The organism is Streptomyces sp. NPDC102259 (assembly GCF_044766465.1).
Taxonomy (GTDB): domain Bacteria; phylum Actinomycetota; class Actinomycetes; order Streptomycetales; family Streptomycetaceae; genus Streptomyces.
In genome coordinates, this window is the sequence record NZ_JBIWMA010000006.1 from 80,462 (window position 1) to 106,853 (window position 26,392).

29 protein-coding genes are annotated in these 26,392 nt (G+C 71.3%); 13 read left to right on the forward strand and 16 right to left on the reverse strand.

The features are described 5' to 3' along the window. Positions 1-56: 56 nt before the first annotated feature. The 5 genes from ACIRPU_RS16725 to ACIRPU_RS16745 form a co-directional block, all read right to left on the reverse strand. On the reverse strand, positions 57-395 hold the full coding sequence (locus tag ACIRPU_RS16725; RefSeq protein ID WP_403867366.1) for an RRQRL motif-containing zinc-binding protein: 339 nt from the start codon (positions 393-395) through the stop codon (positions 57-59). Further along, positions 392-1,006, reverse strand: a complete 615-nt coding sequence (locus ACIRPU_RS16730) for a GGDEF domain-containing protein (RefSeq protein WP_403867369.1) — start codon at positions 1,004-1,006, stop codon at positions 392-394. The genes ACIRPU_RS16725 and ACIRPU_RS16730 overlap by 4 nt, the downstream gene beginning before the upstream one ends. Continuing rightward, complete coding sequence (locus ACIRPU_RS16735; protein ID WP_403867372.1) at positions 1,003-2,115, reverse strand: conjugal transfer protein; 1,113 nt, start codon at positions 2,113-2,115, stop codon at positions 1,003-1,005. Before ACIRPU_RS16735 ends, ACIRPU_RS16730 begins: the two co-directional genes overlap by 4 nt. Next, complete coding sequence (locus ACIRPU_RS16740; RefSeq protein WP_403867967.1) at positions 2,112-2,402, reverse strand: hypothetical protein; 291 nt, start codon at positions 2,400-2,402, stop codon at positions 2,112-2,114. The genes ACIRPU_RS16735 and ACIRPU_RS16740 overlap by 4 nt, the downstream gene beginning before the upstream one ends. 441 nt (positions 2,403-2,843) lie before the next feature. After that, entirely contained in the window at positions 2,844-3,560 is a 717-nt protein-coding gene (locus tag ACIRPU_RS16745; RefSeq protein ID WP_403867375.1) for a GntR family transcriptional regulator, read from the reverse strand. 54 nt (positions 3,561-3,614) lie between these two features. Here ACIRPU_RS16745 and ACIRPU_RS16750 point away from each other — a divergent pair, with 54 nt between their 5' ends. Further along, positions 3,615-4,433: a class I SAM-dependent methyltransferase gene (locus ACIRPU_RS16750; RefSeq protein WP_403867378.1), complete on the forward strand. Its 819-nt coding sequence runs from the start codon at positions 3,615-3,617 to the stop codon at positions 4,431-4,433. Positions 4,434-6,143: 1,710 nt separating this feature from the next. Here ACIRPU_RS16750 and ACIRPU_RS16755 read toward each other — a convergent pair. From ACIRPU_RS16755 to ACIRPU_RS16765, 3 genes are all read right to left on the reverse strand, one after another. Continuing rightward, positions 6,144-6,566 carry a hypothetical protein gene (locus ACIRPU_RS16755; RefSeq protein ID WP_403867381.1) on the reverse strand — a complete coding sequence of 141 codons (423 nt, stop codon included), beginning with the start codon at positions 6,564-6,566 and terminating at the stop codon, positions 6,144-6,146. Positions 6,567-6,599: 33 nt separating this feature from the next. Beyond that, positions 6,600-7,211, reverse strand: coding sequence for an HU family DNA-binding protein (locus tag ACIRPU_RS16760; protein ID WP_403867385.1), 612 nt, complete (start codon positions 7,209-7,211; stop codon positions 6,600-6,602). A gap of 528 nt (positions 7,212-7,739) precedes the next feature. Next, positions 7,740-8,165 carry a hypothetical protein gene (locus ACIRPU_RS16765; protein WP_403867388.1) on the reverse strand — a complete coding sequence of 142 codons (426 nt, stop codon included), beginning with the start codon at positions 8,163-8,165 and terminating at the stop codon, positions 7,740-7,742. Positions 8,166-8,660: 495 nt separating this feature from the next. Between ACIRPU_RS16765 and ACIRPU_RS16770 the strand changes: the two genes are divergently transcribed. After that, a complete protein-coding gene (locus tag ACIRPU_RS16770; RefSeq protein ID WP_028807083.1) occupies positions 8,661-8,882 on the forward strand; it encodes a hypothetical protein in 222 nt (73 codons plus the stop codon). Positions 8,883-9,223: 341 nt separating this feature from the next. On the opposite strand, the gene ACIRPU_RS16775 is transcribed toward ACIRPU_RS16770, so the two are convergent. Beyond that, on the reverse strand, positions 9,224-10,555 hold the full coding sequence (locus tag ACIRPU_RS16775) for a wax ester/triacylglycerol synthase domain-containing protein (RefSeq protein WP_403867391.1): 1,332 nt from the start codon (positions 10,553-10,555) through the stop codon (positions 9,224-9,226). 326 nt (positions 10,556-10,881) lie between these two features. Between ACIRPU_RS16775 and ACIRPU_RS16780 the strand changes: the two genes are divergently transcribed. Beyond that, positions 10,882-12,042 (forward strand): macrolide family glycosyltransferase, encoded by a 1,161-nt coding sequence (locus ACIRPU_RS16780; protein ID WP_403867394.1) that lies wholly within the window; start codon positions 10,882-10,884, stop codon positions 12,040-12,042. Positions 12,043-12,129: 87 nt separating this feature from the next. Beyond that, positions 12,130-12,621, forward strand: coding sequence for an acyl-CoA thioesterase (locus ACIRPU_RS16785; RefSeq protein WP_403867397.1), 492 nt, complete (start codon positions 12,130-12,132; stop codon positions 12,619-12,621). A 30-nt stretch (positions 12,622-12,651) separates the two neighbouring features. On the opposite strand, the gene ACIRPU_RS16790 is transcribed toward ACIRPU_RS16785, so the two are convergent. The 5 genes from ACIRPU_RS16790 to ACIRPU_RS16810 all read right to left on the reverse strand — a co-directional run bounded on the left by ACIRPU_RS16790 (position 12,652) and on the right by ACIRPU_RS16810 (position 18,724). Further along, a complete protein-coding gene (locus ACIRPU_RS16790; RefSeq protein ID WP_403867970.1) occupies positions 12,652-14,604 on the reverse strand; it encodes a copper resistance CopC/CopD family protein in 1,953 nt (650 codons plus the stop codon). Positions 14,605-14,768: 164 nt separating this feature from the next. Beyond that, entirely contained in the window at positions 14,769-15,533 is a 765-nt protein-coding gene (locus tag ACIRPU_RS16795) for an SDR family NAD(P)-dependent oxidoreductase (protein WP_403867400.1), read from the reverse strand. Continuing rightward, the gene (locus ACIRPU_RS16800; RefSeq protein ID WP_403867403.1) at positions 15,530-16,030 is read right to left on the reverse strand and encodes a cupin domain-containing protein; all 501 of its coding nucleotides are present in this window, start codon (positions 16,028-16,030) and stop codon (positions 15,530-15,532) included. The genes ACIRPU_RS16795 and ACIRPU_RS16800 overlap by 4 nt, the downstream gene beginning before the upstream one ends. After that, positions 16,027-16,665 (reverse strand): GNAT family N-acetyltransferase, encoded by a 639-nt coding sequence (locus tag ACIRPU_RS16805; RefSeq protein ID WP_403867406.1) that lies wholly within the window; start codon positions 16,663-16,665, stop codon positions 16,027-16,029. The genes ACIRPU_RS16800 and ACIRPU_RS16805 overlap by 4 nt, the downstream gene beginning before the upstream one ends. Next, positions 16,658-18,724: a penicillin acylase family protein gene (locus tag ACIRPU_RS16810; RefSeq protein WP_403867408.1), complete on the reverse strand. Its 2,067-nt coding sequence runs from the start codon at positions 18,722-18,724 to the stop codon at positions 16,658-16,660. The genes ACIRPU_RS16805 and ACIRPU_RS16810 overlap by 8 nt, the downstream gene beginning before the upstream one ends. Before the next feature lie 77 nt (positions 18,725-18,801). Between ACIRPU_RS16810 and ACIRPU_RS16815 the strand changes: the two genes are divergently transcribed. The 4 genes from ACIRPU_RS16815 to ACIRPU_RS16830 all read left to right on the forward strand — a co-directional run bounded on the left by ACIRPU_RS16815 (position 18,802) and on the right by ACIRPU_RS16830 (position 21,118). Further along, on the forward strand, positions 18,802-19,545 hold the full coding sequence (locus tag ACIRPU_RS16815; protein WP_403867411.1) for a siderophore-interacting protein: 744 nt from the start codon (positions 18,802-18,804) through the stop codon (positions 19,543-19,545). Between the two features lie 24 nt (positions 19,546-19,569). Next, entirely contained in the window at positions 19,570-20,196 is a 627-nt protein-coding gene (locus ACIRPU_RS16820; RefSeq protein ID WP_403867414.1) for an HhH-GPD-type base excision DNA repair protein, read from the forward strand. A 408-nt stretch (positions 20,197-20,604) separates the two neighbouring features. Continuing rightward, positions 20,605-20,916: a hypothetical protein gene (locus tag ACIRPU_RS16825; protein WP_403867417.1), complete on the forward strand. Its 312-nt coding sequence runs from the start codon at positions 20,605-20,607 to the stop codon at positions 20,914-20,916. A gap of 79 nt (positions 20,917-20,995) precedes the next feature. Further along, complete coding sequence (locus ACIRPU_RS16830) at positions 20,996-21,118, forward strand: hypothetical protein (protein ID WP_403867420.1); 123 nt, start codon at positions 20,996-20,998, stop codon at positions 21,116-21,118. Between the two features lie 18 nt (positions 21,119-21,136). On the opposite strand, the gene ACIRPU_RS16835 is transcribed toward ACIRPU_RS16830, so the two are convergent. Then, entirely contained in the window at positions 21,137-22,672 is a 1,536-nt protein-coding gene (locus ACIRPU_RS16835) for a helicase HerA-like domain-containing protein (protein ID WP_403867422.1), read from the reverse strand. A gap of 105 nt (positions 22,673-22,777) precedes the next feature. On the opposite strand from ACIRPU_RS16835, the gene ACIRPU_RS16840 reads away from it, so the two are divergent. Together ACIRPU_RS16840 and ACIRPU_RS16845 are read left to right on the forward strand one after the other, a co-directional pair. Then, the gene (locus ACIRPU_RS16840; RefSeq protein WP_004943146.1) at positions 22,778-23,074 is read left to right on the forward strand and encodes a type II toxin-antitoxin system VapB family antitoxin; all 297 of its coding nucleotides are present in this window, start codon (positions 22,778-22,780) and stop codon (positions 23,072-23,074) included. Between the two features lie 133 nt (positions 23,075-23,207). Continuing rightward, the gene (locus ACIRPU_RS16845; protein ID WP_403867425.1) at positions 23,208-23,867 is read left to right on the forward strand and encodes a LytR C-terminal domain-containing protein; all 660 of its coding nucleotides are present in this window, start codon (positions 23,208-23,210) and stop codon (positions 23,865-23,867) included. Positions 23,868-23,964: 97 nt separating this feature from the next. Here the strand turns inward: ACIRPU_RS16845 and upp are convergent, their stop codons facing one another. Next, positions 23,965-24,600, reverse strand: a complete 636-nt coding sequence (gene upp, locus ACIRPU_RS16850; RefSeq protein ID WP_385555762.1) for a uracil phosphoribosyltransferase — start codon at positions 24,598-24,600, stop codon at positions 23,965-23,967. Between the two features lie 168 nt (positions 24,601-24,768). Between upp and ACIRPU_RS16855 the strand changes: the two genes are divergently transcribed. The 3 genes from ACIRPU_RS16855 (at position 24,769) to tadA (ending at position 26,348) form a co-directional block, all read left to right on the forward strand. After that, positions 24,769-24,972, forward strand: a complete 204-nt coding sequence (locus ACIRPU_RS16855; RefSeq protein WP_355703590.1) for a hypothetical protein — start codon at positions 24,769-24,771, stop codon at positions 24,970-24,972. Between the two features lie 345 nt (positions 24,973-25,317). Beyond that, positions 25,318-25,866 (forward strand): hypothetical protein, encoded by a 549-nt coding sequence (locus ACIRPU_RS16860; protein ID WP_403867429.1) that lies wholly within the window; start codon positions 25,318-25,320, stop codon positions 25,864-25,866. Between the two features lie 50 nt (positions 25,867-25,916). Then, complete coding sequence (gene tadA, locus ACIRPU_RS16865; protein WP_403867432.1) at positions 25,917-26,348, forward strand: tRNA adenosine(34) deaminase TadA; 432 nt, start codon at positions 25,917-25,919, stop codon at positions 26,346-26,348. The last annotated feature ends 44 nt before the right edge of the window (positions 26,349-26,392 follow it).

The window sequence follows — 26,392 nt, forward strand, 5'->3', positions numbered from 1 at the left end:
GGAAGGGCCCGGCCGGTTGCTGTGGAGGCGGGCGGCCGGGCCCGGCGGCGAGGTGTTCAGGGGTGGCGCTGTTCTTCGGGGTAGGCGCAGGGCACGCACATGCCGAGGGACGGCGGGATGACGTATCCGGCGTCGGTGCGGCACTCGGGGCAGGTGCGGCGGGCGGTGTTGGCCTTGGCCAGAGCCGCCCGCCGGGCGGGCGTCATCGGGCGTACCGGCTTGGCCAGGTCGACGCGGTACAGGTAGGCGACCAGCGGCCCGCGTCGGCGGCGCGGCCGTTCGAGCTGAGCGGCCACCCCTTGCCCGCCGGGACGCAGGTCACGGGCCCTCAGTTGGCGGCGGGTGGCGTAGCCGTCCGGGGCGAGGTGCCACCGGAAGACCGGCAGCGTGCTCATGCCGCGCCGCGCCGTCCGGAACGGCGACCGGCCACCGACCCCAGCAGCCGCCCGAGACGGGCCCGCCGGGGCCCGGACCGGCCGGACCGCTTGGCCGCGTACATGGCCTCATCAGCACGGCGCAGCAGCGCGGACAGGTCCTCGCCCGAGTGGTCGGCGGCCCGTACCCATCCCAGCGACACCGTGGTGTGCACGTCGGGGGCGGTGTCGACGGGGCGGGCGAGGACGCGGGCGAGGATGTGAAGCCGGTCGGGCATCGAGCCGTCGCGGTCGACGACCACGGCGGCGAACTCATCCCCACCGAGCCGCCCCACGACCCCGCCGGGGGTGGTGCCGTGGGCGAGGCGGGCGGCGACCGTGGCGAGCAGCACGTCACCGGCCGCGTGGCCGTGGGTGTCGTTGATCTGCTTGAAGTGGTCGACGTCCGCGAGCACGACCACGGCACGCGGGTCGCGCAGCAGACGGCGGGCCCGCCGGGTGAACGCATCCCGCGTCCACAGCCCGGTGAGCGGGTCACGGCGAGCGACGGTCAGCCGACTGTGCAGCCACCGGGCGTGCACCGCCCACCCGAGGGCAGGCAGGGCCGGTAAGAGCGCGGCGAGGCTGCTCACGGCGTCACCGCCGTGGCGGCGCGTTCGGCGAGCACGGCGTCACGCAGCATGCGGGCGTTCGCCGGCGAGGTGCGCAGGGCCCGGCGGATGCCCTCCCCCGTCACCTCCCCGTCCGGAAGTCCCGCCGTCGCCTTCCGTGCTTCCGCCATGAGCTGTTCGGGAGTGCGGCGGGTGCGGGTCGACTTCGCGGCGACCGGGACACGGCCCGTCGCCCGACGCGATCCGCTCGACGCGGCCGGCAGCGACCGGGCCGGGGCGATGGGGACGGGCTTCACCGCCGGCGCGACAGCGGGCATCGGCTTCATGCCGACGCCTGCCTTGCCAAGGTCGACCGGTACCGGATCGGGCACCGCAAGCCGCGTCAGCACGACCGTGGGCCCGCTCGATACGGGCAGGTCAGCGGTAGACCGTTCTCGACTGCTTGCAGTCGATTCCTCCGCATTTGTGACCGGAGTAGAGTCGAGTGCGGCCGGGGTGAACATCGACGCGAGCGCGGCATCCGCGCCGTCGGTGATCCGGTCGCGCTGGACGTCCAGCAGCCTCGATCCGAGCGCCGTGTCCCCGACCCCGACCTTGCGGGCCAGGCGCCACGACTTGCGCTCCGACCACTTCTTGACCCGATCGCTCGGGTGGTGAGCGGCACGCGCCCGGTGGTAGGCGAGGGCCTGGACGATGTCGGCGGTGCGCCGCTCGTTCTCCGCGTCGCGGCCGTCGGTGTGCACGACGATCCGGCGGGCGAGGAACGCCATGCCCTCGGCCGAGACGGACATGCCCATCGGGGTCAGCGCGTAGACGACCGTGCGGCCCGGGTCCGGGGCGGCCATCGCTCCCATGACGGCGGCGGCGGCCGGCAGCACCCACAACCCGGCCCGCACGACGCGCGGCGAGGACTGGCCCAGCATGGTCAAGCCCAGCAGGACCAGGGCGAGCACGGCCGTTGCGCCCTCACCGGCACCGAGGGCACCGAGCGCGGTCCCCTTGCCATAGGCGTGACCGATGTTGCTGTAGGTGCCGATACCGCCGACCACGCCGGTGGCGAGCATTGGTACGAACGCGGCAGCCAGCACACCGATCTGAACCCGGGTCAGGGGCTTGCGGGTCGCGTTCATGCCGCTTCCCCCGCCTCGGTGCGGTGACCGCGAGCGGCGCGCAGGAACGGCACCGTGCGGGTCAACGCGTCCGCATACAGGGCGTCCCAACCAGCGATCTCGTCACCGGCCTCCGCCTGATCCCGCAGGTCGGCGAGGACGTCACGGGCCGCGTCCTCGCGGGCGGCCCGCTCGTCGTCCGTCTCGGACTCCAACGGGCCCCGGAACAGGTCCACGTCGATGCCGATCGCCAGTTCCGCGAACTCGAAGTCGCCGTGCGCTTCCTGGCCGGCGACAAAGTTGCGCATGCGCATGGTGGATGTCTCCTCTTGCTACGTCGGGAGAGAGACCGGGCGGTGGGCTGTCCTGTCCGGGAGTGCCGCCGCACCGGAATGAGGGCCCCGCGTAATGCGGTGGGCCCAGCGCCCCGGGCGGGATTCGATCCCGCGCCCTCACGGCTAGATGCCGGGGCCGACGGTCGTCACCCGGCCGCCACGGGGACGGGGTCAACCCCCGTCAAAAAACACGCTGTTGAGTTCTCAATCAATGCGCGCTCACTTCGTACTCACCCCCTTGCGGGGGCTTTCCTCCGGGCACATCCATAGACTGGACCGGTGGACCGGTCCAGTCAAGCCCCAAGTTCGCGTGCAGATTGGCGAGTTGACTATTTGCGCTGCTCAAGCGGGATGTAAGGGAACAAAAAAGCTGGACCGGCGGACCGGTCCAGCTTCCCTAAGAGACTCTCTGGCCTACATCGCATAGGTCTCCACCTGTTCGAAGTGAGGGGAGGGTGTGACGCCTTCCTCACACACCAGCGGGCGACCCTCTTGGTCGTAAGCGGTGTGCAGGATCACGGCAACCGCCGTCGGTTCGGACAATCCAAGGTGGTGAGCTTCGGACTCATTGGCCAAGCGAACCGTAGTCACATCCGTTCCCTCGGCGGGGAAACGGCCAGTCTGACGCCGCACGTACCGAGTCGTACCCTCCGGGATCGGTGCGGTCTGAGCGAGTCGCGGCGAGGCTTCTGCGATGTCTGGCGGGAACCACGCTTCCGCATAGCTGTGCGGACTCCCGTCGGGAAGTTGGAGGACCCGGATACGTCGCAGCGTAGAGACGCCCGGGTCCATGCCGAGCACGGCCGCCACACGCGGAGGCGGTTCTGCCCAGTCCGGCTCACCCACACGCAGGAACGGCATGCCGCCGGCAATCCGGGCGGATCCTGCTCGCCGCGCCCCCGCAGGCCGCGCAACAGGCGTCTCCGCGACGACGAAGCCCGTCCCCTGCTTGGCGATGACAACGCCGTCGTTCCGCAGCACATCCAGAGCCTTGACGGTTGTCGCGCGCGACACCGACCACTGTTCGGCCAGGTCGCGCCCAGACGGCAGGGTCTCGCCGGGGCCGAACTCGCCGGCGGCAATCCGGGAACGCAGCGACTCCGCGATCTCCTCGTACTTCAGTAGCGCCATGGCTTCCCCTCTAGGGTGCTGGACTGGTCCACCGGTACACAGGATACTGCCGTTATGTCGAATCCCGAATTGGCACCCTCTGTCCTGCAGTTTTACGGCGAGACCGTTGACGAGAGCAGGCGCCTGCACCGCTCGGCGGATGGTCGCCTGGAGCTGGCTCGAACCAAGGAACTCCTGCGCCGCTTCTTGCCGCCGGCACCCGCTCGTGTGCTCGACGTAGGCGGCGGGACTGGAGTGCACGCCGAATGGCTGGTCAAGGACGGGTACGCGGTGTCTCTAGTGGACCCTGTCGCTCGCCATGTTGAGCAGGCATCCGCCATCTGCTCAGCGTCACTCGGAGACGCTCGCGCGTTGGAGGCGGGTGATGGCAGTTACGACGTCGTCCAACTACTTGGCCCGCTGTATCACCTGCCCGATGCGGATGACCGCCGCACGGCGCTCGCTGAAGCACGGCGCGTGGTCAGGCCAGGTGGACTCGTGGTCGCAGCAGCGATCAACCGCTACGCCTCCCTGTTCGAGCACGTCACGTACGCGCACTTGCACACAGAGCGCATGCAGGGGCCGGTGTCGAAAATCCTTCGCACAGCTGTACACGACGGCGATCACTTCACCCTCGCCTACTTCCACCGCGCCGAGGAACTGGCGGATGAGCTGCGGGAAGCAGGTCTCACTGAAGTGGAGGTTTTCGGCATCGAGGGTCCTGCGTGGTCACTCGTCAAGGCTGTCGAGCAGCAGCCAGGCGACGGGCCCACCGACGATTTGATCGCTTCCGCCATGGCAGCCGCGCGGATGGCTGAGCCGTACCCGGAACTGCTCGCCGCTAGCTCCCATCTACTCGCGGTGGGGCGCGCCCCGGCTAACGCCTCCGTCTAACCCGCTTGGCGGCTTGAGCACCGCCGCACAGGCGCCGGTCATGTGAGATACGTCACTTGCTAGCGGACCCGGGCCGCATCAGGGACCGCCGGGACCTCTATGCGCGGGCAACTCACCGCGCCCCGGGAAGGACACCCGCTCGTTGCAGCGTTCAGGGCTTCCCGTGCGTAACCCATATCCCATTGCGCAGCAATGGGCCCCCGACCAAGGCAGCCTCGGCACTACCAAGCACGTCGCGCCACTACGCGCCCATATCCCATTGCAACGCCATGGAATATGGGTTACGCCAGAGACGGCATCCTGTTCAGGGGTTTCCCGAACAACCCCGTTTTACAGAGAGGTTTACAATCGAAAAGGAATAGATGCCATTCCGGTTACACGACCTGAGTTCCGTGAGGCCGGTGGGGTGAACTGTCAAGGCACACTGATGCTGTGCCCGCCCTCGCTCACGGTTGCCCCTTGAGCGCGAGGGCGGGCTGACCTAGTCCCTTGGCAGAGAAAGGTCAGTAATGACATTACCCATCGAACGGGAATACCTCAGAGGCGACCCCGGACCTGCGACTCAGTCGCGACTTGTGCGACCAGGCACGTCATGGAGGAACCGCCGAACTGTGGCAGTTTTCTTCGTCGCTGGATTGGCGTCCATGGCGGGCGCGGTGGTCTTCGTGATCCCAGATCTTGCTGCTCCGATTGGAACAGCCATGGGTGTTGCGGCGACAGTCGTGCCGCTTACCCAGAGGGCCGCGAAGACGACAACACCTGCCGAGAGGTCAGCGGGGCCCGAGGCTCCATAAGACCCCTCAAACGCCTGGTGCGAAGTGTTGCGGGCGGGACACCCGCAAGCCGACTGCGGATGTCCCGCCCTACGCACAGTCCCTTGCCGCCTCTCACGGCGCACCCACCCGGCGGCGACGCGCTCAACCGCGACGTCAAGACCAGTGGAGGACTCCCGCCGGCACCCGCCCCGCCAACTGTCCGTAAGGCGGCTGGCGGGGCTGACTTAGCCGAGCACGCTAGCGATGGCCGTCCCACCACCCCACAAGAAGGCCAACCGTAATGACACCAACGTGCTGCGCGACACCTCGCGCCAGGCAACCAATGAGTGTTAGCGACCGGCGCTGCCACGCTCGAGACGTCGAAGCTTCACCCGTCTCCTCCTGGGATGCCTTCGGCTGTGTAACCGAGGAGGGTTTAGACTCGTTCACTGGAGTTCCTTGCTGTTGGCACGCAAATACCATCCAATTCGCTCTACTGAACCCTCGCCTCATCAGGTGAGCGATTTGCGTGCATCAAATAAGCGTCTCGATGCCGCAGAAGTACGTGGTGCTCAGCGATGGCTGTAAGCACCTCCGAGGCAACCGAGCTATCAGCGCATTGGGCGAGGTGATCGCCGCTGCTCGATGGGTTCTCCGAGGTTGGCCTTCGTTGTCCAGATTCGTGTCCAGTGCGCTGACGGTCACCCCCGTTCGCCAACGTACGTCTAGCGCCTCTGACCTGCGGTGCGAACGTCTACGAACGTCACCGAACGCAAAGACGCACAGTTGGCGAGCGAGCACTACAGGGTGACCGGCAGTCCGTCCCGTCCCTCATCATGACGAGCCGAGAACTCGCGGCCGTCATGAGGCAGCGCTATAGCAAGGAACCGGCAGCGCAGGACTACCTGAACCACCTGCAAGAGCTGGGCAGGGAGAAGCCGGAATTCCTCCCTCCCTAGGAGACGTGGATCCGGGAGATCATGTCACTGAAAATCAACCCATACGCCGCCCCGATTGCAGCAACCTTTAGATAGAAAAGCACCCATAGGGTAGGGAGGATAAAGTCAGGGGCGTCTCCGATATCCTCCTTGTCGACATTCTTCCCCTTATCGTTCCCCCTCTTCTCAACTTCCTTGACGCGGACCCAAATGGCGAACGTGGCTGTCTTGAAGACGAAATGAAGGAGGTCCAGGGCCAGGGCAGAGATCAGGCAGATTCCAGCCGCCAGCAGTGTGTCGTTGAGGTTGATCTTTGACGATTGCAGTCCGCCAGCCAGAAGCCACACAACGGCAATTCCAGCCAGTGCCAATTGGCGCACCTGCTGGTTTACGGCGTCGGCGGCCTTATAGTACGCATCGCGTCCCGTTTCAAGGTTCATGCCACCTACCTCCAGCCGCTTCTGGGTTTCTACCTAGGGTCCCGTTCCGCCACCATTTCCCTTTTTTGTTGTGGCGCTCTTCCTGGCCGTAGTCTTCCTGGCCGTGGATTTCTTCGCTGCAGCCTTCTTGGAGGTCGCCTTCTTGGCAGTCGTCTTTTTGGCAGTCGTCTTCTTGGCGGCAGTGCTCGTCTTCTTCGCAGCCGCCTTGGTGGTCTTCTTCGCTGGCGCCGCCTTCCTCGCCGTGGTCTTCTTCGCGGCCGCCTTGGTGGTCTTCTTGGCGGCGGCCGTCTTGACCGTCGTCGCGGCACCACCGGTCAGACTGCCCTTGGGCGCCTTCTTGACAGCGACCTCGCCACCACGCGGCAGCTTCTTCGACCCGCTCACCAGGTCCTTGAAGCCCTGGCCCGCACGGAAGCGCGGAACGGAGGTCTTCTTGACCCGAACCCGCTCGCCCGTCTGGGGGTTGCGGGCGTAACGGGCCGGCCGGTCGACCTTCTCGAACGAACCGAAACCGGTGACCGAAACCCGCTCCCCGGCGACCGTCGCGCGGACGATCGCGTCCAGAACCGCGTCGACAGCGTCAGCGGCCTGCTGACGGCCACCCAGCTTGTCGGCAATCGCTTCTACGAGCTGAGCCTTGTTCATGGCGATCCCGAGTGTTGGAAATAGGGGGATGATCTGTGGAGATGTTTCTCCGTGCGAGCCCATGCGGCGGCAAGGGGGCCCAGCAATTCCCCCTATTGGCCTATGCGGCACCAACAGAAGACGGGCGCGGCCTCCAAGCGAGGCCGCGCCCGTCTCGGCTTCCGCCCTCCTCGTTCCGTTCGACACCCTTCGTTGTCCTGGTCTTTGTCCAGTGCACTGACGGCCGCCACCGTTCACCGTCGTACGCGCACCCCATCTGACCTGCCGATTGAACCCCCACGAACGCCCCCGTACGGCCGAGCGGACAGTTGGAAAGCGTGTTGGGGGCAACCCCTCACGAGTTCGAATCTCGTATCCTCCGCCAGTGCCTCACCGGGCACGATGTCGAAGGGCCCCACCGCAAGGTGGGGCCCTTCGTCGTTGTCGAGAGGGCGGCCCCCCGCGGGAGGCCGCCCTCTTCGTTCTGCGGCGCAGACGCACAGGGGCGCTTCCGCCCCCGCGGAAGCGCCCCTGTGCGTCCCGCGCCGGCTAGTGGTCGTTGAGGTAGTAGTGCGTGGTCCCGTTGGCGTAGTCCGGGCCCAGCCAGACCGCGACGCTGATCGAGGTGTCCTCGGGGAGGTCGTAGATGCCCCCCTGCGAAGCACGTGCCGAGGCGCATGCGCCCTCTCCGCCCGAGGCGGTGAGCGTGTAGCGGATGTGATACGCGCCGCTCGGGTACTGGACGGCGATCTGGACCCGGGGTGAAAGTCCGTCGGCGTCCGTGTCGCAGACCGAGACGATGTCGCCGTACTCGGCGATGTAGGCCGTGCCACCCGGGTTGGAGTCCGAGGTGGTCCACGTGTGGTCCCAACCACCGCTGGGCGGATCGACGGTCGCCGACGCCGACGTCGCGTTGGCGAGTGCCCCGGCGGCGAGAAGAACCGTCGCGGCCAAGGCCGCAGTCTTGTGGCGCATCGTTACCCCTGTGTGTACCTGCTCGGGCAGTCCGGCGAGCCGCAGTGACGCTACGTCAGGGGGTCATACTTTTCGATCATATTTTTCACCGCGCCATCACGGGCCATCACGCCTCCGCCAGATGAGACCCACATCACAGCGCGGGGTCGGCCACCGCTCCCGCCTCCCGTCCCGGAGCACCCCGAAGACACGGTGCCCGCCTGCGTCCGCACGGGCGGGCACTGAGCCGGACGGGAAATCCGGGCCTCGCCGACCCGCCACGCACCGGATGTCGTCGCGCGCCGGAGATCCAGGGGCCGCGAAGTGCGGATCCGAAGGTAACGGTCTGTGCTGGGGTGCCGGGGGCGCTTCGCTGGGCTTGGCGGCGAAGCCCCAGGTCAGAGGCGCATGGCTGCCCGCGTTCCGGCCGAAGCGGTGATCGCCGTGCGGGTCTGTGACGAACAGCGGAGAAAGACGGCCGCTACGAGCGGCGCATCCAGGCCCATACTGGAGGCAATGACAAAGCCATCGGCACCGAAGCGTTACTTGCCCACCAGTCCCTTCAAGGCCCCGGCCGCGCCGTCCCCCAAGCACTTCGAGGTGGGCGACCAGGTCACGCACGACATGTACGGCCTCGGGCGTGTGATCGGCATCGAGGACGGAATCGCGGCACTCGTGGATTTCGGTTCGGCGCAAATGCGGATCCTGAGCCCGTACACCAAGATGAGCAAGCTGTAGGACCGCCGCTGTGCCCGGTAACGGCACGCCAGGTCCCTCCACGGCCCTGTAACGAATGGGAGACCTCTCATCGAACCGACCTCGCTGTTCTCCGCTCCGGAAGGGGCGACTCGCTATGCCACCGCGGCATCGCCGCCTCCGACGACCAACCCCTTCCAGGCCCCGGACTTCGGGGAGGACGAGATCTTCCTGATCGAGGATGCCCAGGCATCCCTCTCGGGCACGGGTGCGGCTCGGCGCCAGGCGGGCTAGTCGGCGGTCGCGCGCCGTCCCGGTTCCGCGCATGTCGAAGGGCCCCACCGTTCACTGTGGGGCCCTTCGACATGCGCGGAACCGGCGGGTCAGCGGGCGCCCTCGGCGAGCTGCGTCAGCTCGTCGAGGAACGCCTCCGCCAGCAGGCCCGCGTCCTGGCTGCCCGAGTTGGTGGCGACGCTCAGCGTGTGGCCCTTGGTGCAGCCGCCCAGCGCGAAGGTGGCCGTGTCGGCCGGGGGCACCATGGGGACGATGGTGAGGTGGCGCAGCGGTCGTCCGGCCAGGGTCTGGCCCTGCTCGCGCAGATGGACGTAGGAGCAGGCCGCCGGCGCGTACGCGGGCGCGAAGATCTTTCCGCCGGCCAGCGCCAGGGCCGCTCCGGGGATCGCCGAGAGCGTGCCCTCGACCAGCTTCTCGGCGGTGCGCCGGGGCCGGGTGACCGTGGTCAGCAGACCGGTGCACGCGGTCAGCCGGGCCGCCGGGTCGGCGAGCGTCACCGGGGCGGGGACCCGCACGTTGGCGAACGCGTTGCCGAGGAACTCGGCGCAGTCGTCGGGCCGTTCGTCGACCGGGACCGACAGCCACACCTGCCTCGCATCCGGGTCCCGGTCACCGCCGACGGAGGCGGGCGGGGAGGCAGGCGGGGAGGCGGAATCGGGATCTGAGGCCGCCAGACAGGCGCGCAGGACTCCGGAGACCGTCGCCAGGAACACCTCGTTGGTGGTCGCCGGGCGCGCGGAACCCCCCGCTCCCACGGAGACGGCCGCGCGCGCGGCCCGCAGCAGGTCGGCGCGCAGCCGTACGACGGTGTACGCGGGCTCCCGCGGGCCCCGGTGCGGCAGGGGCACCGCGCGGCCCGTGGTGAGCAGACCCGGCGGGCCGCCCCCCGTGGGGCCGGGGCGGACCGTCCGGCGCCGGGGGCCGGGCACCGCCAGGGACGCGGCGCCGTCCAGCGGCCCGCCGTCGTCGAAGAGGGCGCGCAGCAGGGTCGTCAGGGAACGGCCGTCGAGCAGGCTGTGGTGCATCCGGAACAGCAGGGAGAACTCCCCGTCCGTCGCCCCGCGCAGCAGGTGGAGGCTCCATGGCGGCCGGTCGGCCGGGAACGGGGTGTGGAACCACTGGCGGACCGCGTCCCGGAGGGTGAGGTCCGCGCTGTCGATCTGCTGGGCCAGGTCGTGGCCGTCCCGCCGCGCCCAGCGGTGCCGGCCGGTCCACCAGCCCAGGCCCGTCCGGGCGCCGCCGGGAGCTACCAGGGTCTGGGTGAGCCTGGGCAGCGCCTTCCAGCGTTCCTCGACCAACGCCCGCAGCTCGTCCAACGACGGCGGGGCGCCCGCGAGGTCCAGGGCGATCCCGGCGTTGGGCGGGCCGAACGGCCAGCGGGCCATCCCCTCTTCCATCAAGGGCAGATGCGATCCGGGCATGAGACTGCTCCTGTCGTGGGCCGTCCGTGTCGTGGGCCGGTCCTGTCGTGGGCCGGCTGCTGGGGGACGACGTCCTGTACCCCCAACGGCCGATCGGACCGGCGGTCACGTCCGCCGCGTCACCGGTCGTCCCGCCAGGTACCTCTCAGGTGTTCCGCAGGTGTCAACGCGCGGCCGTGGAGGCTCCCTGATGGGGTGACACTGCCGCAGGTTTGCGGTCACGAACGGTGTCGGTGCGCCTTTAATCGGGACTCCGCGTCCGCCGTTCGGGCGCCCCGTTCCCGAGTCCCCCGCCCCGGCTCCGTGCCGGACAGGAGTTGTGTGTCGTGCCTGGTACTCATCCGAATCCCGCGCACATCGCCGTGTTCAACGTTCCGATGCACGGGCACGTGAATCCGACCCTGGGGGTCGTCGAGGAGCTCGTCCGGCGGGGGCACCGGGTCAGCTACGCCGTCACCGAGGACTTCATGCACCAGGTGAAGGCGGCCGGTGCCGAGCCCGTGCTCTACCCGGACGCGGGGGACGGCTCGGACGCGCCGGAGGACATGGGCGAGGGGTTCGCGCGGGTCGTCGAGGTGGCGCTGGCGGCCCTGCCCGCCCTGACCCGGGCGTTCGGCAAGGACCGTCCGGACCTGGTGCTGTGCGACATCTACGCCTTCGCGGGCCTGCTGCTGGGGGCACGGTGGCAGGTGCCGACCGTCGTGGCGTCGCCCACCCACCTCGCCTACGACGGCATCGTCCCCGAGTTCTTCGGCGTGCCCGGCCTCCCGCAGCTGCCGGGCTTCGCGCGACTGGCGGCCGCCTTCGCGGACCACGGGATCGAAGCCGCGCGGATCCAGGACCTCGTACGGCCCGAACACGCCGTCGCGTTCTTCCCCCGGGCCTTCCAGCGCAGGGCGGACACCGTCGCGGCACAGCGCGTCGCGTACGTCGGACCGGCGCTCGGGGACCGCTCCTACCAGGGTTCCTGGCAGCCGCCGCGGCCCGACCTGCCCGTCCTGCTGGTCTCGCTGGGCTCCCAGTTCACCCGGCGGCCGGAGTTCTACCGGTCCTGCGTCCAGGCGTTCGCCGAGCTGCCCTGGCATGTGGTCATGTCCGTCGGCGCCGTCCCGACGGACGGGCTGGGGCCGCTGCCCGCCAACGTCGAGGTCCACTCCCACGTTCCCCAGCTGGCGGTGCTCGCGCACGCGGACGCCTTCGTCACCCACGCCGGAATGGGCGGCACGATGGAGGCCCTGCACTACGGCGTCCCGCTGGTGGCGGTCCCGCAGATGGCCGAGCAGCGGGTGAACGCCGCCCAGATCGAACGCCTCCGGCTGGGCGTCCACCTGCCGCGCGAGAGCGTCACCCCCGAGGCGCTGCGCGAGGCCGTCCTGCGCGTCTCGTCCGACCGGGACATCCGCGCGGGCCTGTCCGCCATGCGCCGGGAGATCGCGGCGGCCGGCGGGGCGGGGGCCGCGGCCGACCTGATCGAGCGGGCCCTGTAGGCCCGCAGTCCCTGTAGCCCCGGCACCGGTACCGCGTACCGGCCAGGAGGCCGGGACCCCTGTTCCGATGTTCCGAGGAGTGACATCTTGACCCTGACCCACGCCCTGGCGTCCGACATCCGCCGCCCCAGCACAGGGCGCCCGCCCCTCGAGGTGCCCGACTGCCGGCCGCACCTCTATCTCCGCCAGGTACGCATGAGCGACCTGGACTCCATGAACCATGTGAACAACGTCCGGCTGCTGGAGATGATCCAGGACGCCCACATGGACATGTTCTATCTGCGCCCCGGACTGCCCGGGCAGGAGATCCGCCCGAGGTTCGTCTACGCACGCCACGAACTCGACTACACGGAACCCCTCGTCCTGCAGCCGGAGCCGGTCACCATCACCACGACCATCGGTGACCTGCGCCGCTCGACCTTCCGCGTCACCAGCCGCGTCACCCGCGACGCCCGGGTGTTCTGCACCTGTGTGAGCACGGCCGTCGCCTACGATCCGGACGCCCGGTGCTCCCGCCGGCTCGAGGAGGAGGAACGTGCCCTCGCGGCCCGTCACGCCACTCCCGACCCGATCCGCTGACCGGCCGCCCGGCGAAGGGCGGCCCCTGTCTCAGCGCACGATCTCCACCGGCTTCGACTCGCTCACCTGGTCGGTCTCCGACACTCGTACCGTCACCTTCATCTCCCAGGTGCCGGGCATCGGCAGGTTGACCGCGTCGGCGGCCCAGTAGCCGCCCCGGTCGGTGACCTTGGCGTCGAGAGGGCCGATGTCCTGGCCGGGCAGGCTGAAGGAGATGCGCAGCTCGGGGATGCTGACGAAGCCGCCGTCGGGGCCGTAGACCACGGCCTGGAGTCCGCTGTCGCCGACCCGGCCCGGATCCAGGGTGACCTGCACCTGGCCGCTGACGCCGCGAACGCCGGGATCGCCGGAGCCGATGACGAAGGGGACGGTGGTCACGGAGGCCACGGGCAGCCCGGCGGTCTGCTCCGCCGTCGCCGCCTCGGCCGCCGCCCGGCCGGGCAGGGTGCCCGTCAGAACGGTCGTGAAGACGAGGACGACGACGGAGACGACGACCTCGGCCAGCACGGAGCGGCGCAGCGCCCGGCGTTGGGCGTCCTCGGCCGGGGTGAGGGTCGCGCCGGCCGGCGGCCGGGGCTTCTCGGGCAGCCGCGGGCCGCCCACCGGGGCGTCGACCGGGCCACCCACCGGGGCATCGACGGGGGCGTCGACGGGGGCGTCGACCGAGCCGTCCGACCGGGCTCCCGCCAGGGCCTCCGCCGCGCTTTCGGCCCGGGCGCCCACCGGCTCCGGCACCCGCGCCTCCCGTGTCTCCTGTGCCTCCCGTGTCTCCTGTGCCTCCTGCTTTTCGGCGGTCTCCACCGTCATGCTCCTCGCCGTCCTTTCCCTGGTCACCGTCCGCCGCGACCGGGCCCCCGCCAGCAGCAGCAGCGTCACCGCGGCCAGCTTGGCCAGCAGGACCCGCCCGTATGTGGTGTCCGTCAGCGCGGACACGGAGCCGAGGCCACGCCAGGACTGGTAGACGCCCGTCACCACCAGGACGGTCACCGAGAGGCCCGCCAGCTGCGAGAAACGGCCGACCACGCGCGAGGGGACGGACGCGCGGTAGAACAGGGTGAGCAGGGCCGCGAGGCCGCCCAGCCACACCGCCATCGCCAGCAGGTGCAGCACCGTGGACGTCATCGCCGCCGGGACCTGGATGCCTGCCGACGCGTGTTCGGCGGCGGCCCAGGTCAGGGCCAGGCCCACGGCCAGCGCGGCGCCGACCGCCGGCGCCACGCGGGAGGGCTGCTCCCGCTCCCCCTCGCGGAGGACCTTCCGCTGCCACAGGAGAAAGGCCGCGGCCGCCGCGAGCAGCGCGAGACGCGCCACCAGGGCCAGGCCCGGCCGGGTGCCCAGAGTGCGGGTCAGACCCGACGGGTCCAGGGCCTGCGCGGGGCCGGTGCCGGCCTCGTAGGGGCCGCGGAGCAGCAGCAGGAAGACCGTCGATCCGGCCAGCGCCCACCCGCCGGCCAGCAGCAGCCTGCGCAGCGGCCGGACGTCCGGCGGGCGGCAGACGGCGATGAAGGCGGCCGTGCCGATGAGGAGCGCCGCGGCGAGGTAGGCGAGGTAGCGGCCGATGTTGAAGAGGCCTTCGGTGGCCGGGTTCTCCACGGAGGTGCCGGGCAGGGCGGGCGGGGTCGCGGAGGGTGTGCCCACCGAGAAGGTGAAGGCGCCGGCGATCGGGTGGCTGTCCGCCGACACCACGCGCCAGGCCACCGTGAACGTGCCGGTGCCGAGCTTCGCGGGGAGCTTGATCCGCGCGGTGTCGGCGCGGCCGTCCGCGTGGCCCGCCTCGCCCGTGTCGACCCGCCGGTTGTCGGGGTCGAAGACGCGGAAGGAGTCGTCGAGCAGGCCTACGGACTCGGTGAAGGTGAGAGTGATGGCGTCGGGGGCCGTCTTGACGACGCTTCCGTCGGCGGGATCGGCACCGCGGAGGGCCGCGTGCGCCGAGGCCGGCCCGCCGCCGAGGAGGAGCAGGACCAGCACGGCGCCCAGCAGCACCAGCCCTTGAAGTCCCCTTCGGCCGCCGCCGGGTCCCCGGCTGCCGTACCGCCCACCACCGTGTCGCCCGTCATCGCGCCCTTCGCTCACGTCACCGCTCCGCCTTGCCTGAGACTCGACACTCGTGTGCTCGCAGATACGTACGCATGCACGGGGCATCCGGTTCACCACGTCGGCCGCGCCGACACCCCGCCGTCCACCACCAGGTCGTGTCCGGTGATCCAGGACGCGAGCGGCGAGGCCAGGAAGACGCAGGCGTCGCCGACGTCCTCCGGTCGGCCCAGCCGGCCGACCGCGACCGCCTCCCGCCACCGCCGCACCCCCTCGGGCCACGCCTCGGCCAGCCCCTCCCGGTCGATCAGCCCGGGCGAGACCGTGTTCACGCGGATGCCGGCCGCCCCGTACTCCTGTGCCGCCGCCCGCGCGTGCATCACGACGGCGGCTTTGGAGGCGGCGTAGTGGGCGTGGCCGGGAGCCGGCATCCCCGCCTCGACGGAGGCGATGTGCGTGATGCTTCCGCCGCGCTCCCGCATCACCTCCGCCGCCGCCTGTGTGCAGGCGAACACGCTGGTCAGGTTGGTGTCCACGACCGCCCGCCAGTCGGCCGCCGACATCCCGGGCAGGTCCTGCACCGGCTGTACGCCCGCGTTGTTCACCAGCGCGTCGAGCCGTCCGCCGCCCCACTCGGCGGCCTGGGCCACCACCCTGCGGCACTCGTCCTCGACGGTCAGGTCGGCGCCGGCCAGGACGACGGCCCGCGCCCCGGTCCCGTCGGCGATCGCCTCGGCGAGCGCGTGGGCCGCCTCCGTCCCCGTACGACAGTGCAGCGCCACCGCCGCGCCCTCCTGGGCGAACCGCAGCGCGATGCCGCGTCCGATACCGCCGCCCGCACCCGTGATCAGGGCCACCCGGCCCGCCAGCAACGTCATGGACGGCACAGTCGCGCGATGAGGGCGGCCCGGTCCGGGTGACGCGCCGTGAGGTCGGCCGCGTCGCCGTGTTCGTAGTCCCCGTAGGTGAAGCCGGGGGCCATCGTGCAGCCGAAGAAGGTCCAGGCGCCCCCGGCGGCCACCCGCGCGCCCATCCAGGTGCCGGCGTCCACGGTGAGCTGCGGCTGCTGGCCGCCGAGGAGGTCCGGGCCGAGCACCGCCGTACGGGAGGTGCCGTCGGGGGCGAGGAGCAGCAGCACGAGCGGGTCGCCGAGGTAGAAGTGCCAGACCTCGTCGGTGGGCAGGCGGTGCAGGGCCGAGAAGTCGTCGGCCGTGAGCAGCGCGACGATCGCGGAGCCTGCGGGGCGGCCGTCCGGCCCCTGCGGACCCTCCCAGGTACGGCGGAACAGGCCTCCCTCGCGGGGGATCGGCTCCAGGTCGTAGTGCGCGACGAGGTCTTCGGCGGTGAGCGGGTCTGCTTTTACCGGGTCTGTCACCCAGGGAACGCTACCTCCCGGCGCAGGAACGCCAGTTGCGCCTTCTTCTTCGGCAGGTACACGTCCGGCAGGTCGATCTCCGGCAGCGTGACGACCGGCCCCTCCTCGAAGCCCTGCCGGAGGAAGCGGGCGACCGCCTTCTCGTTGCGCACATCGGGGTCCACCACGACGCGCGGCCGGTCCAGGCCGACCAGCACGTACGACGTGAACACCCTCAGCAGCGCCGCCGACCAGCCGGGCCGCGCCCCTCGCCCGCCGGCCGGCGCGATGAGCACGTGGACGCCGATGTCCCCGGGCTCGACCGGGTAGCACTCGCCGACCCGGTCCTCGGTGGGCTCGTAGGTCTGGAGGAGGGCGACCGGGTCGCCGTCCAGCTCGGCCAGGAAGGCGTGATGGGTGTCGAGGCCGGCCATGTGGGCGTAGATCTCGGCGACCTGGTCCCGCGTCAGTCCGTTCATGCCCCAGAACGCGGCCCGCTCCTCGCTCACCCAGCCGTGGACGACGTCCGCGTCGCGCTCGGCGTCGAGGGGACGGATGCCGTAGGCGCCGAACCCGTCGATCACCTGCTCGTGCACGTGGGCGTCCCGGCTGTCCCGGACGTCGCGGCGGTCCCGGCGGTCCCGGTGGTCACTCATCGTCGCTCTCCTTCGTCAGCTGTGCCCAGTCGGTGACGACCGGGGCCAGTTCGCCCTTGAGCCACAGGGGGAGCTGGTCGTGGTGGTGGGGGTGGTCGGGCAGGCCGGACGCGCCGTACGGGACGATCCACAGGCTGTCCTCGCGGCGGGCCAGGTCCCACACGTAACGGGCGGCCGGGCCGCGCGCGGCGAGGTCGGTCCAGCCGGGCACGGCCGAGGTGCACAGCACGCAGTCGTGGTCGCCGGCGAGGGCGGGGGCCTGCCGACCGGGGTCGGGCAGTGCCTGCCAGGGGGCCAGGCGGTGGGTGTCGCCCCAGCGGGCGGCGGGCTGACCGGCGACCTCCTCGACGGCCTCCCGCACGAGTGCCGCCCGGTCGACGCCGTACAGCTCCTCGGCGCGCAGGAGGTGTTCGAGGGCGAAGCCGATGCGCGGGAGGAGCGCCAGCCAGGGGAGGAAGACCTCCGGGTAGGCGGGCGGGGTCGTGAGGGCCGCGAACGCCGGGTGGGCGGCGAGACGGCGGACCAGGGAGCTGCGCAGGGCCGCGAACCGCGCCGCGTCCTGGCTGTCGGCTTCCATCCGGCGGTCCCAGCGCAGCAGGCGGTCGCGGAGCTCGGCGGCCGGGCCGGTCAGCCCGTCGAGGGCGGACACCTGGTCCAGCACGGGCGCGGCCGAGGCCAGGTAGGTGTCCGTGTGGAGGGCCGGCATGTCGGACGCGGACCACTGCCGACGCTCGGCCAGCAGCGCCCGGATGCGGTCGGCGCGGTGCGGCGGGGCGAACTCGACGCCCAGCCCCCCGGCGGGGCCCCGCTGGTTGGCCATCACCGCGATGCCGTCGGCCAGTCCCGCGCGGGGCATCTCGTGCCAGCCGGTCCACTCGTGGCCGGGCTCCCAGGCGGGCACCAGCCGGGTTCCGTTCGCCTCGGCGCGCAGCGGCACCCGGCCCGCGACCCGGTGCAGCAGGCCGCCCTCGGTGTCGGCGGCCTGGACGACGTTGACGGGCTCGACCCAGCGGTCGAAGGCACGGTCCACGTCGGCGACCCGGCGGGCCCGGAGCAGCGGGAGGAGCGCCTGGAAGCCCAGGTCGGCGGTGACGCGGGGCGGGTGGCGCAGGGTCAGGGCGAGCGGGGTGCCGTCGTCGAGGCCTTCCGGGCCGCCCGCGATCACCGGGCCCCGCTCGGTCTCCAGCACCTCCACCTCGACGGTCTCCTCGCCCGCCACCCGTACGAGTTCGGTGTGCCGGGCGACCCGCCGCCAGGTGCCGTCCGGGCCGAGCGCCTCGACGCCCGCGCCGGTGCGCCGCAGCCGTTCGCGGTAGAGGTCCTGGTAGTCGGCCATGGCGTTGGTGATGGCCCAGGCGACCGTGCCGGTGTGACCGAAGTGGGCGATGCCGGGGACACCGGGGACGGCGAGCCCGACGACGTCGAACTCGTCGCAGGCCAGGCGGATCTGCTGGTAGACGCCGGGGTCCTCGATGAAGCGGTGCGGGTCGCCGGCGATGACCGCCTGCCCGGTGACCGTCCGCGCCCCGTCCACCAGCCAGCCGTTGCTGCCGGAGGTGCCGGGGCCGTCGGTGGCGAACAGGCCGACCGCCTCGGGGCCGAGGTGGCGGGCGGCCTCCTCGCGCCACAGCTTGGCGGGGAACCCGGCGAACAGGATGTGCGTGGCCAGCCAGACGGCGAGCGGGGTCCAGGGTTCCCAGCGGCCGGGCGCGAGGCCGACCCGGGTGAACTCGGGGGCGTCGCAGGAGGCCAGCCCCTCGTTGACACCGTCGACGTACGCCCGGACCCAGTCCGCCGTCTCCGGGTCCCGTCTCTCGAGCTCGTCGAAGCAGCGCCTGGCCGTGTCGTCGAGGCGGGCGCGGCGCACGAAGCGGTCCCAGGGGAGGGCCTCGGCGCCGAGGAAGGACGCCGAGGTGCCGCGCGCCCGGTGCCGTTCGACCTCCAGTTGCCAGGCGCGGTCGCGGGCGGTGACCGATCCCTGGAGCCGGGCGAGGGCGTGGGCGCTGTCGGCGCGCAGATGCGGGACGCCCCAGGCGTCACGGTAGATCTCGGTGGTCACCCTCTGGCCCCTTTTGGCTTTAGGTTAGGCTTGCCTAAGTAGTTGTCCCGAAATCGTACGCGAGGGGTTCAGAGGTCATGGCGCAGGGGCGGGGCTGGGAGGGCACGGTCCTCAGACTGATGCGAGCCAAGGACTTCACGCTCACCGTCACGGGCGTGGAGGAGGTCACCGGCGACTACCGCCGGCTGCGCCTCTCGGACGGCGGACTCCTCGCCGCCACCGGCGTCCACCCGACGATCTGGATCCGGCTCTGGTTCGAGAACGCGGGCCGGCCGCACCAGCGGGCCTACACCCTGGTCGACCCCGACCCGACGACCGGCGCCTTCGCCCTGGAGTTCGCGCTGCACGAGGGCGCGGCCAGCGACTGGGCACGGGCGGCCGAGGCCGGCGACACCATCGAGGCGACCGTCCAGGGCACCGGCTTCGAACCGCCCGCCCCCGCCCCCTCGCACGTCCTCGTGATCGGCGACCCGGCCTCCCTGCCCGCCATCAACTCGCTGCTCGGCGAGGGCGAGGGGGCGCTCGGCTCCGCCCCGGCGACCGTCTGGTTCGAGGGCCCGCCCGACGGCCTCGGCGGCCTCCCCTTCCGGACCGACCCCGCCCGCCACGAGATACGCCACGTGCCCCGGGCGGACTCGGGCGCCCACCTCGTCGAGCGGGTGAAGGCCGAGCTGCCCGCCCTCCTGACGGCCACCCCCGACCCGTACGTCTGGATCGCCTGCGACACCCGCACCACCAGGACGCTGTCGACCTATCTGCGCAAGGACCTGGGCGTGCCCAAGGAACGGCTGCACGCGCTGGGGTACTGGCGCGCGAGCTGACGGCCCAGGCGGGATCATCGACGCATGGACGTCACCCTTCACCTCTCCCAGGACCCCGAGGCCGACGAGCTCCTCGGGCGGTCCCCGCTCGCCGCGCTGGTCGGGATGCTGCTCGACCAGCAGGTTCCGATGGAGTGGGCGTTCAAGGGACCCCGGACGATCGCCGACCGGCTCGGCGCCGACGACCTGGACGCGCACGACATCGCCGCCCAGGACCCGGAGGCCTTCGCCGCGCTGCTCTCCGAGAAGCCGGCCGTGCACCGCTACCCCGGGTCCATGGCCAAGCGCATCCAGCAGCTCTGCCAGTACCTCGTCGAGCACTACGACGGGGACGCCGGTGCCGTCTGGAAGGACGTGAACAGCGGCGAGGAGCTGCTCGGGCGGCTCCAGGAACTGCCCGGCTTCGGCAGGCAGAAGGCACAGATCTTCCTCGCGCTGCTGGGCAAGCAGCTCGGCGTACGGCCCACCGGCTGGCGGGAGGCGGCCGGCGCCTACGGCGAGCCGAAGTCCTTCCGGTCCGTCGCCGACATCACCGGCCCGGAGTCGCTGACGAAGGTGCGCGCACACAAGCAGGAGATGAAGGCGGCCGCGAAGGCGGCGGCAAAGACGGAGAAGGCGGGCAAGGCGGCGGGCAAGGCCGCGAAGAAGTAGCGCAGCGGTCGAGGGCCCGCCGGGCCGAGTCGGCGGGCCAGCGATCGACGACCCGCCCGGCCGGGTCGCCGGGACAGCGGTCAAGGGCCCGCCCGCTCCAGTCAGCGGGACAGCGGTCGACGACCCGCCCGCTCCAGTCGGCGGGCCAGGTCGCCGGGGCAGCGGTCGAGGGCCCGCCCGGTCGGGTCGGCGGGCCAGCGCGCCTGCCCTGCGCGCCGGTCGGCGTCCTCGCCCCCGTCGGCGGCATCCGGCGGGGGCGGTCGGCGCCGTCGAGATCGTCACCGCGCCGCGCTTCCGCAGCCGGGCCTGCCTGGCGCCGCACAGGGTGGGAGCCGGTTGTCCGCCGAACGGGCGGATCCGACCCCCGGCATGCTGAATCCAGGGCGTGTCGCGGGGAGATGACCTCTCATGAGCCCCGCAGCACGCCTCCCCCGCAGCCGCACCTGGCTGCGGACGCTCGTGCTGCTGCTCGCCCTGCTGGTGCCGGGCGCGGCCATCGAGGTCTCCACGGCACCCGTCGCCGCCGCCGAGTTCGCCGAGTACGACGTCCTCGACACGGCGCTGCGACCGGCCCCCTGCGCCCACCGCCCCGCCGCCCTGCGACGCCCCGCGCCCCTGCCGGCCCCCGCGCCCGGTGTCCCCGCGGACCGGCCGCGCCGCGCGCCGCACCGGCCGTCGTACGCCCTGCACGCCCTGCGCACCGTGGTCCTGCGCTGCTGACGGACGCCGTTCCCAGGCCCGCGGCCGATCAGCCGCTCGGCGATCACGCTCACGCAAGGAACAGGCGAGGGAAAGAGTCATGCCCACAGACCCGTACGCGATCCTGCGCGCCCTGCTGCGCGCGGAGGCCGCGCGCAGCGCACCGAAACCGCAGGCGAAGGAAGCGAAACCGCGGCAGGCCCCGGAGCACCGGGACCGCTGACCGGTCGGCGGAGGCGGGCTACCGCCTCCGCCGGGCCGTGCCGAAGAGCGAGCGGGTGATCTCCCGGCCGATCTGCGTGCCGACGGAACGGGCCAGGGACTTGAACATGCCGCTGCCGACGACCTGCTCGACGACGGAGCGATCCTCCTCGGGCCGCCGCGGCTCGGATCCCCGGACCCGAGAACCCTTCGGTGACTCCGGGCGCCCGGCAGGCCGGGCCGCCAGCTTCTCGAACGCGGACTCTCTGTCCACAGCCTGTGCATACCGCTCGTGGAGCGGGGACTCCCGCACCGCCCGGTCGAGAGCGGGGCCGTCGACCGGCCCCATCAGGGACTCCGGGGCGCGCAGCCGGGTCGCGGCCACCGGCGTCGGAGCGCCCTTCTCGCTGAGGACGGTGACGACGGCCTCGCCGGTACCGAGCCCGGTGAGCAGCTCCTCCAGGTCGTAGGAGGAGTTGGGGAACGTCTTCACCGTGGCCTTGAGGGCCTTCTGGTCGTCCGGCGTGAAGGCCCGCAGCGCGTGCTGGACACGGTTGCCGAGCTGGGCGAGGACGTCACCGGGTACGTCCTTCGGGGTCTGCGTGACGAAGAACACGCCGACCCCTTTCGAGCGAATCAGCCGGACGGTCTGCGTGATGGAGTCGAGGAACGCCTTCGAGGCGTCGTTGAAGAGCAGGTGCGCCTCGTCGAAGAAGAAGACGAGCTTGGGCCGGTCGACGTCGCCGACCTCGGGCAGGTCGTGGAAGAGGTCGGCCAGCAGCCACATGAGGAAGGTCGAGAAGAGCTGCGGCTTCTCCTGGACGGCCGGCAGTTCCAGGACCGAGACGACCCCCCGGCCGTCGGAGGCCGTGCGCAGGAACTCGGCCGTGTCGAACTCCGGCTCACCGAAGAAGCTCGCCATGCCCTGGGCCTCGAAGGCGGTCAGGGAGCGCAGGATCACCCCGGCCGTGGCCGTCGACAGCCCGCCGATGCCCTTCAGCTCCGCCTTGCCCTCGTCCGAGGTGAGGAAGGCGACGACCGACCGGAGATCCTTGAGGTCGAGCAGCTCGAGGCCCTTCTGGTCGGCGTAGTGGAAGATCAGGCCGAGGGACTGTTCCTGGGTGCGGTTGAGCTGGAGCACCTTGGCGAGGAGCACCGGGCCGAAGCTGGTGATCGTGGCCCGCAGCGGGATGCCGTGGCCGAGGCCGCCGAGGGCGTAGAACTCGGCCGGGAAGCCGGTCGCCGTCCAGTTCTGGCCGACTTCCGCCGCCCGCCCGCGCACCCGGTCGTTCGCCGCTCCCGGCGCCGAGACCCCGGACAGGTCGCCCTTGACGTCGGCGAGGAAGACCGGCACGCCCTGCGCCGAGAGCTGCTCGGCGATCAGCTGGAGCGTCTTGGTCTTTCCGGTGCCGGTGGCGCCCGCGACCAGTCCGTGCCTGTTCAGCATGGGGAAGGGGATGCGGACGGGGGCCTCGGGCAGACACTTCCCGTCCCACAGCAGCGCGCCCAGGTCGAGGGCGGGCCCGGTGAACGCGTACCCGGCGGCGATGTCAGCGGCGCTCGTCGACCCACTCATCGGCAGACCCTCGTTCCGTTTTACCCCCGTTCATCACATCTTTTCCAGCGTCGCACTCCGTCTCCATGGCTGCGCCCGGAACGTATGGACCGGTAGGCTTTCCGTGTGATCTTCAAGCGCATCGGAAACGGCCGGCCGTACCCCGACCACGGCCGGGAAAGCACCCGGCAGTGGGCGGACGTCGCGCCGCGCCCGGTCCGCCTCGATCAGCTGGTGACCACCAAGCAGCAGCTCGACCTGGAAACCCTGCTCGCGGAGGACTCCACGTTCTACGGCGACCTCTTCGCGCATGTCGTGAAGTGGCAGGGCGACCTGTACCTGGAGGACGGGCTGCACCGCGCGGTGCGGGCGGCGCTCCAGCAGCGACAGGTACTGCACGCACGCGTGCTCGAGCTGGACTGACCCTCCGCCAGGAGCCCCGCACCCGCCCCGGCCGACCCTGTGGGTTGACCCTTTCGGGTGCTTTCCCGCGCCTCGATCGGTGTCGGATGATCGTTTATTCGTCACGGCCGCCCCGGCGCACTACGCTGCGCCCATGAGCATGCTGACTCCCCCCGGCATGGGTGGCAAGTACCGGATCACGGGGGACAAATATCCCCGCATGCGCCCCCATCGACGACGCGGCAGGCTTGCTGTCGGCGTCGCCGCCTGCGGCGCCGTGCTCGGCGTGGCCGGCTGGGGCACCCTTCAGCTCATCGACGTCTTCACCGGCGGCGGAGGGACGGCCACGGCCGCCGGTTCCGGCTGCTCGACGAAGACGACCAAGGCGAGCCCCGCAGCCTCCGCGTCCGCCGCCGCTGCCGTCGCGGGCTCGGCGCCCAAGCCCGCGCAGATCACCGTGAACGTCTTCAACGCCACCACCCGCAGCGGCCTCGCCAAGACCACCGCGGACGAGCTGAAGAAGCGCGGCTTCAAGATCGGCGAGGTGGGCAACGCCACCAAGCAGTACGACAAGAAGGTCGCCGGCACCGGGATACTGCTGGGCCCCGCGGCCTCGCTGAACACCTCGCTGCCGGTGCTCGCCACCCAGCTCACCACCGCCGAACGGCGCACCGACGCCGCCCGCACGGGCACGACCCTCGACCTGATCATCGGCAACCAGTTCAAGGCGCTGACCAGCCAGGCGGCCTCGGTCAAGGCGCTGACGGCCCTGGCCGCGCCGCTGCCGACGGCGACCACGAAAAAGGGCTGCTAGCAGCAGCCCTCCCCGCGGTCCGGTCGTTCTCGAGATCCACGAGCGTTCCGGCTTGCCCGACTTGCCTGGCTTGCTCAGGTCATTCGGCTCGCTCGGGTTATTCGGCCGCGCCGTACAGCCGGTCGCCCGCGTCGCCCAGGCCCGGGACGATGTAGCCGTGCTCGTTGAGGTGGTCGTCGACCGCCGCCGTGACGACGGTGACCGGGGCGCCCGCGAGCTCGCGCTCCATGAGCTCCACGCCCTCCGGGGCCGCGAGCAGCACCACGGCCGTCACGTCGTCGGCACCGCGCCGGATCAGCTCGCGGATCGCGGCGACCAGCGTGCCGCCGGTGGCCAGCATCGGGTCCAGGACGTACACCTGACGGCCGAGGAGGTTCTCCGGCATGCGCGTGGCGTACGTGGACGCCTCGAGCGTCTCCTCGTTGCGGATCATGCCCAGGAAGCCCACCTCGGCGGTCGGCAGCAGCCGGACCATGCCGTCCAGCATGCCGAGGCCCGCGCGCAGGATCGGCACGACCAGCGGGCGCGGGTGGGAGAGCTTCACGCCGGTGGTCGGGGAGACCGGCGTCTTGATGTCGACCTGTTCGGTGCGCACGTCACGCGTGGCTTCGTAGGCGAGCAGGGTGACCAGTTCGTCGGCCAGCCGGCGGAAGGTCGCGGAGTCCGTGCGCTGGTCGCGCAGCGTGGTGAGCTTGTGGGCGACCAGAGGGTGGTCGACGACGTGGAGACGCATGTCCACAACAGTAACCGGGCCGAACCCACCCGGCGTCCGCACTCACAGTGAACCTCTCCCCCTCGACTTGCCCCCGGGTTGGGCCGGTGGCTGGCGCCAAACCGCCCGTCGGAGGGAAAGTGGGAGACAGGTAAGGAGACGGACCGGGGTACCCGAAGTGGTGTGCTGATGCCTGAGCTGCCCAACCTGCCCGACAACGACTCGCCGAAAAAGGCGCGGCCGGACGAGACCGACGCCGAGCGTCGTCGGCGCCGCGCCCGGTTCCTGCGCGAGCTCGCCGAGGCCCGCGAACTGCGCGACCGGGTCCAGCCGCGCCGCGCCAAGACCGCCCGCCTGCGCCACGCGATGCGCATGCGCACCTTCCGCTGGTAGCCGCAGCCGTACGGGACTTGGGGCATACGGGGAAGATCGCCACCGTCACGGGTGTCACGTGGGGCGGGCGTGCGTGGGCGCACGGCAAAGCCGCGTACGATCCGCTGGTGGCGGCAACGAGAGCGCTGGTGAGTCACTCCCGGACGTCTTCCGGACGTGCTCATGGACGTACTCGTGGGCGTGCGATCAAAACCACCGGACACAGGGAGCCGAAGACGTCCCCTGGACGCCTTGTTTCTGCCACGATTCCGAGTGGGTGGGGCTCGGAGCCTGAGCTCTCTCCACCCGCAACCTCCGCCGGGGGGACCCCCAACCGGCACGCCTAAGACCAGTGGGAGAGTCACGGTGTACTTCGCCGCACTGCTCGCGCGCACCGAAGACGGGTGGGAAGCGAGCGACACAGAGCTCGACGATGTGGAGACCCTGTCGGATCTGGCCGAGCTGGCCCGGGAGGCCTCTCCCGACGACGACACGGTGCTCGTGCTGATCGAGCAGGAGGACTCCTGGTTCGGGGTCGTCCGCATCGACGGCGAGGAGGACCCTCGCATCTTCGTCTCCGACGCCGCCGCCGCCGCCCGCAGCTCGTACGGCGAGATCCTGCTCACCGACGAACTGCTCGGAAGGGACCCGGGTGACGACGTCGACCTGGACGCCCTCGACCTCGACGGCACCGAGGACGGTGAGAACGAGGACGCCGACGAGGACGAGGACCAGGGTGCCGTCAGCACCGTGAACGGCTCGGCCGAGGCCGTGCCGCACGGCCCGGTCGGCGACGCCGGCATCCTCGACGACCTCGGCGTCGGCGAGAAGGAGCTGAGGTCGCTGTCCGCGGACGCGGTCACCGAGATCGCCGACGCCCTGGGCGCCTCGGAGGTCCTGGAGACCGTCCGCTGACCGCACCGGGAACGGCGCCGGATCCCGTACGCGACCACTGGCGGGCCGCGATGCGGCTCGCCCTGGACGAGGCACGGCTGGCCGCCCAGGGCGGAGACGTCCCGGTCGGCGCCGTCGTGCTGGCTCCGGACGGTACGACGGTCCTCGCCAGGGGCCACAACGAACGTGAGGCAGGCGGCGATCCGACGGCCCACGCGGAGGTGCTCGCCGTCCGGCGGGCGGCCGCCGCGCTGGGCGAGTGGCGGCTGTCCGGCTGCACGCTCGTCGTGACCCTCGAACCGTGCACGATGTGCGCGGGCGCGCTCGTGCAGTCCCGGGTCGACCGGGTCGTCTACGGCGCCCGCGACGACAAGGCGGGCGCGGCCGGCTCCCTCTGGGACGTCGTCCGCGACCGACGGCTCAACCATCGCCCCGAGGTCGTCGAAGGCGTCCTCGCCGAGGAGTGCGCGGGACTTCTCACGGAGTTCTTCCGCGACCGTTGATCCACCCCCGAATACCGATTTCAAACCAGGGCCGGCCTTGCTGT

Coding starts and splice junctions, on each gene's coding strand:
- ACIRPU_RS16725 (WP_403867366.1), bottom strand. CDS start 395: ATGAGCACGCTGCCGGTCTTCCGGTGGCACCTCGCCCCGGACGGCTAC.
- ACIRPU_RS16735 (WP_403867372.1), bottom strand. CDS start 2,115: ATGAACGCGACCCGCAAGCCCCTGACCCGGGTTCAGATCGGTGTGCTG.
- ACIRPU_RS16740 (WP_403867967.1), bottom strand. CDS start 2,402: ATGCGCAACTTTGTCGCCGGCCAGGAAGCGCACGGCGACTTCGAGTTC.
- ACIRPU_RS16745 (WP_403867375.1), bottom strand. CDS start 3,560: ATGGCGCTACTGAAGTACGAGGAGATCGCGGAGTCGCTGCGTTCCCGG.
- ACIRPU_RS16750 (WP_403867378.1), top strand. CDS start 3,615: ATGTCGAATCCCGAATTGGCACCCTCTGTCCTGCAGTTTTACGGCGAG.
- ACIRPU_RS16755 (WP_403867381.1), bottom strand. CDS start 6,566: ATGAACCTTGAAACGGGACGCGATGCGTACTATAAGGCCGCCGACGCC.
- ACIRPU_RS16760 (WP_403867385.1), bottom strand. CDS start 7,211: ATGAACAAGGCTCAGCTCGTAGAAGCGATTGCCGACAAGCTGGGTGGC.
- ACIRPU_RS16765 (WP_403867388.1), bottom strand. CDS start 8,165: ATGCGCCACAAGACTGCGGCCTTGGCCGCGACGGTTCTTCTCGCCGCC.
- ACIRPU_RS16770 (WP_028807083.1), top strand. CDS start 8,661: ATGACAAAGCCATCGGCACCGAAGCGTTACTTGCCCACCAGTCCCTTC.
- ACIRPU_RS16775 (WP_403867391.1), bottom strand. CDS start 10,555: ATGCCCGGATCGCATCTGCCCTTGATGGAAGAGGGGATGGCCCGCTGG.
- ACIRPU_RS16795 (WP_403867400.1), bottom strand. CDS start 15,533: ATGACGTTGCTGGCGGGCCGGGTGGCCCTGATCACGGGTGCGGGCGGC.
- ACIRPU_RS16805 (WP_403867406.1), bottom strand. CDS start 16,665: ATGAGTGACCACCGGGACCGCCGGGACCGCCGCGACGTCCGGGACAGC.
- ACIRPU_RS16815 (WP_403867411.1), top strand. CDS start 18,802: ATGGCGCAGGGGCGGGGCTGGGAGGGCACGGTCCTCAGACTGATGCGA.
- ACIRPU_RS16820 (WP_403867414.1), top strand. CDS start 19,570: ATGGACGTCACCCTTCACCTCTCCCAGGACCCCGAGGCCGACGAGCTC.
- ACIRPU_RS16825 (WP_403867417.1), top strand. CDS start 20,605: ATGAGCCCCGCAGCACGCCTCCCCCGCAGCCGCACCTGGCTGCGGACG.
- ACIRPU_RS16830 (WP_403867420.1), top strand. CDS start 20,996: ATGCCCACAGACCCGTACGCGATCCTGCGCGCCCTGCTGCGCGCGGAG.
- ACIRPU_RS16835 (WP_403867422.1), bottom strand. CDS start 22,672: ATGAGTGGGTCGACGAGCGCCGCTGACATCGCCGCCGGGTACGCGTTC.
- ACIRPU_RS16845 (WP_403867425.1), top strand. CDS start 23,208: ATGAGCATGCTGACTCCCCCCGGCATGGGTGGCAAGTACCGGATCACG.
- upp (WP_385555762.1), bottom strand. CDS start 24,600: ATGCGTCTCCACGTCGTCGACCACCCTCTGGTCGCCCACAAGCTCACC.
- ACIRPU_RS16855 (WP_355703590.1), top strand. CDS start 24,769: ATGCCTGAGCTGCCCAACCTGCCCGACAACGACTCGCCGAAAAAGGCG.
- tadA (WP_403867432.1), top strand. CDS start 25,917: ATGCGGCTCGCCCTGGACGAGGCACGGCTGGCCGCCCAGGGCGGAGAC.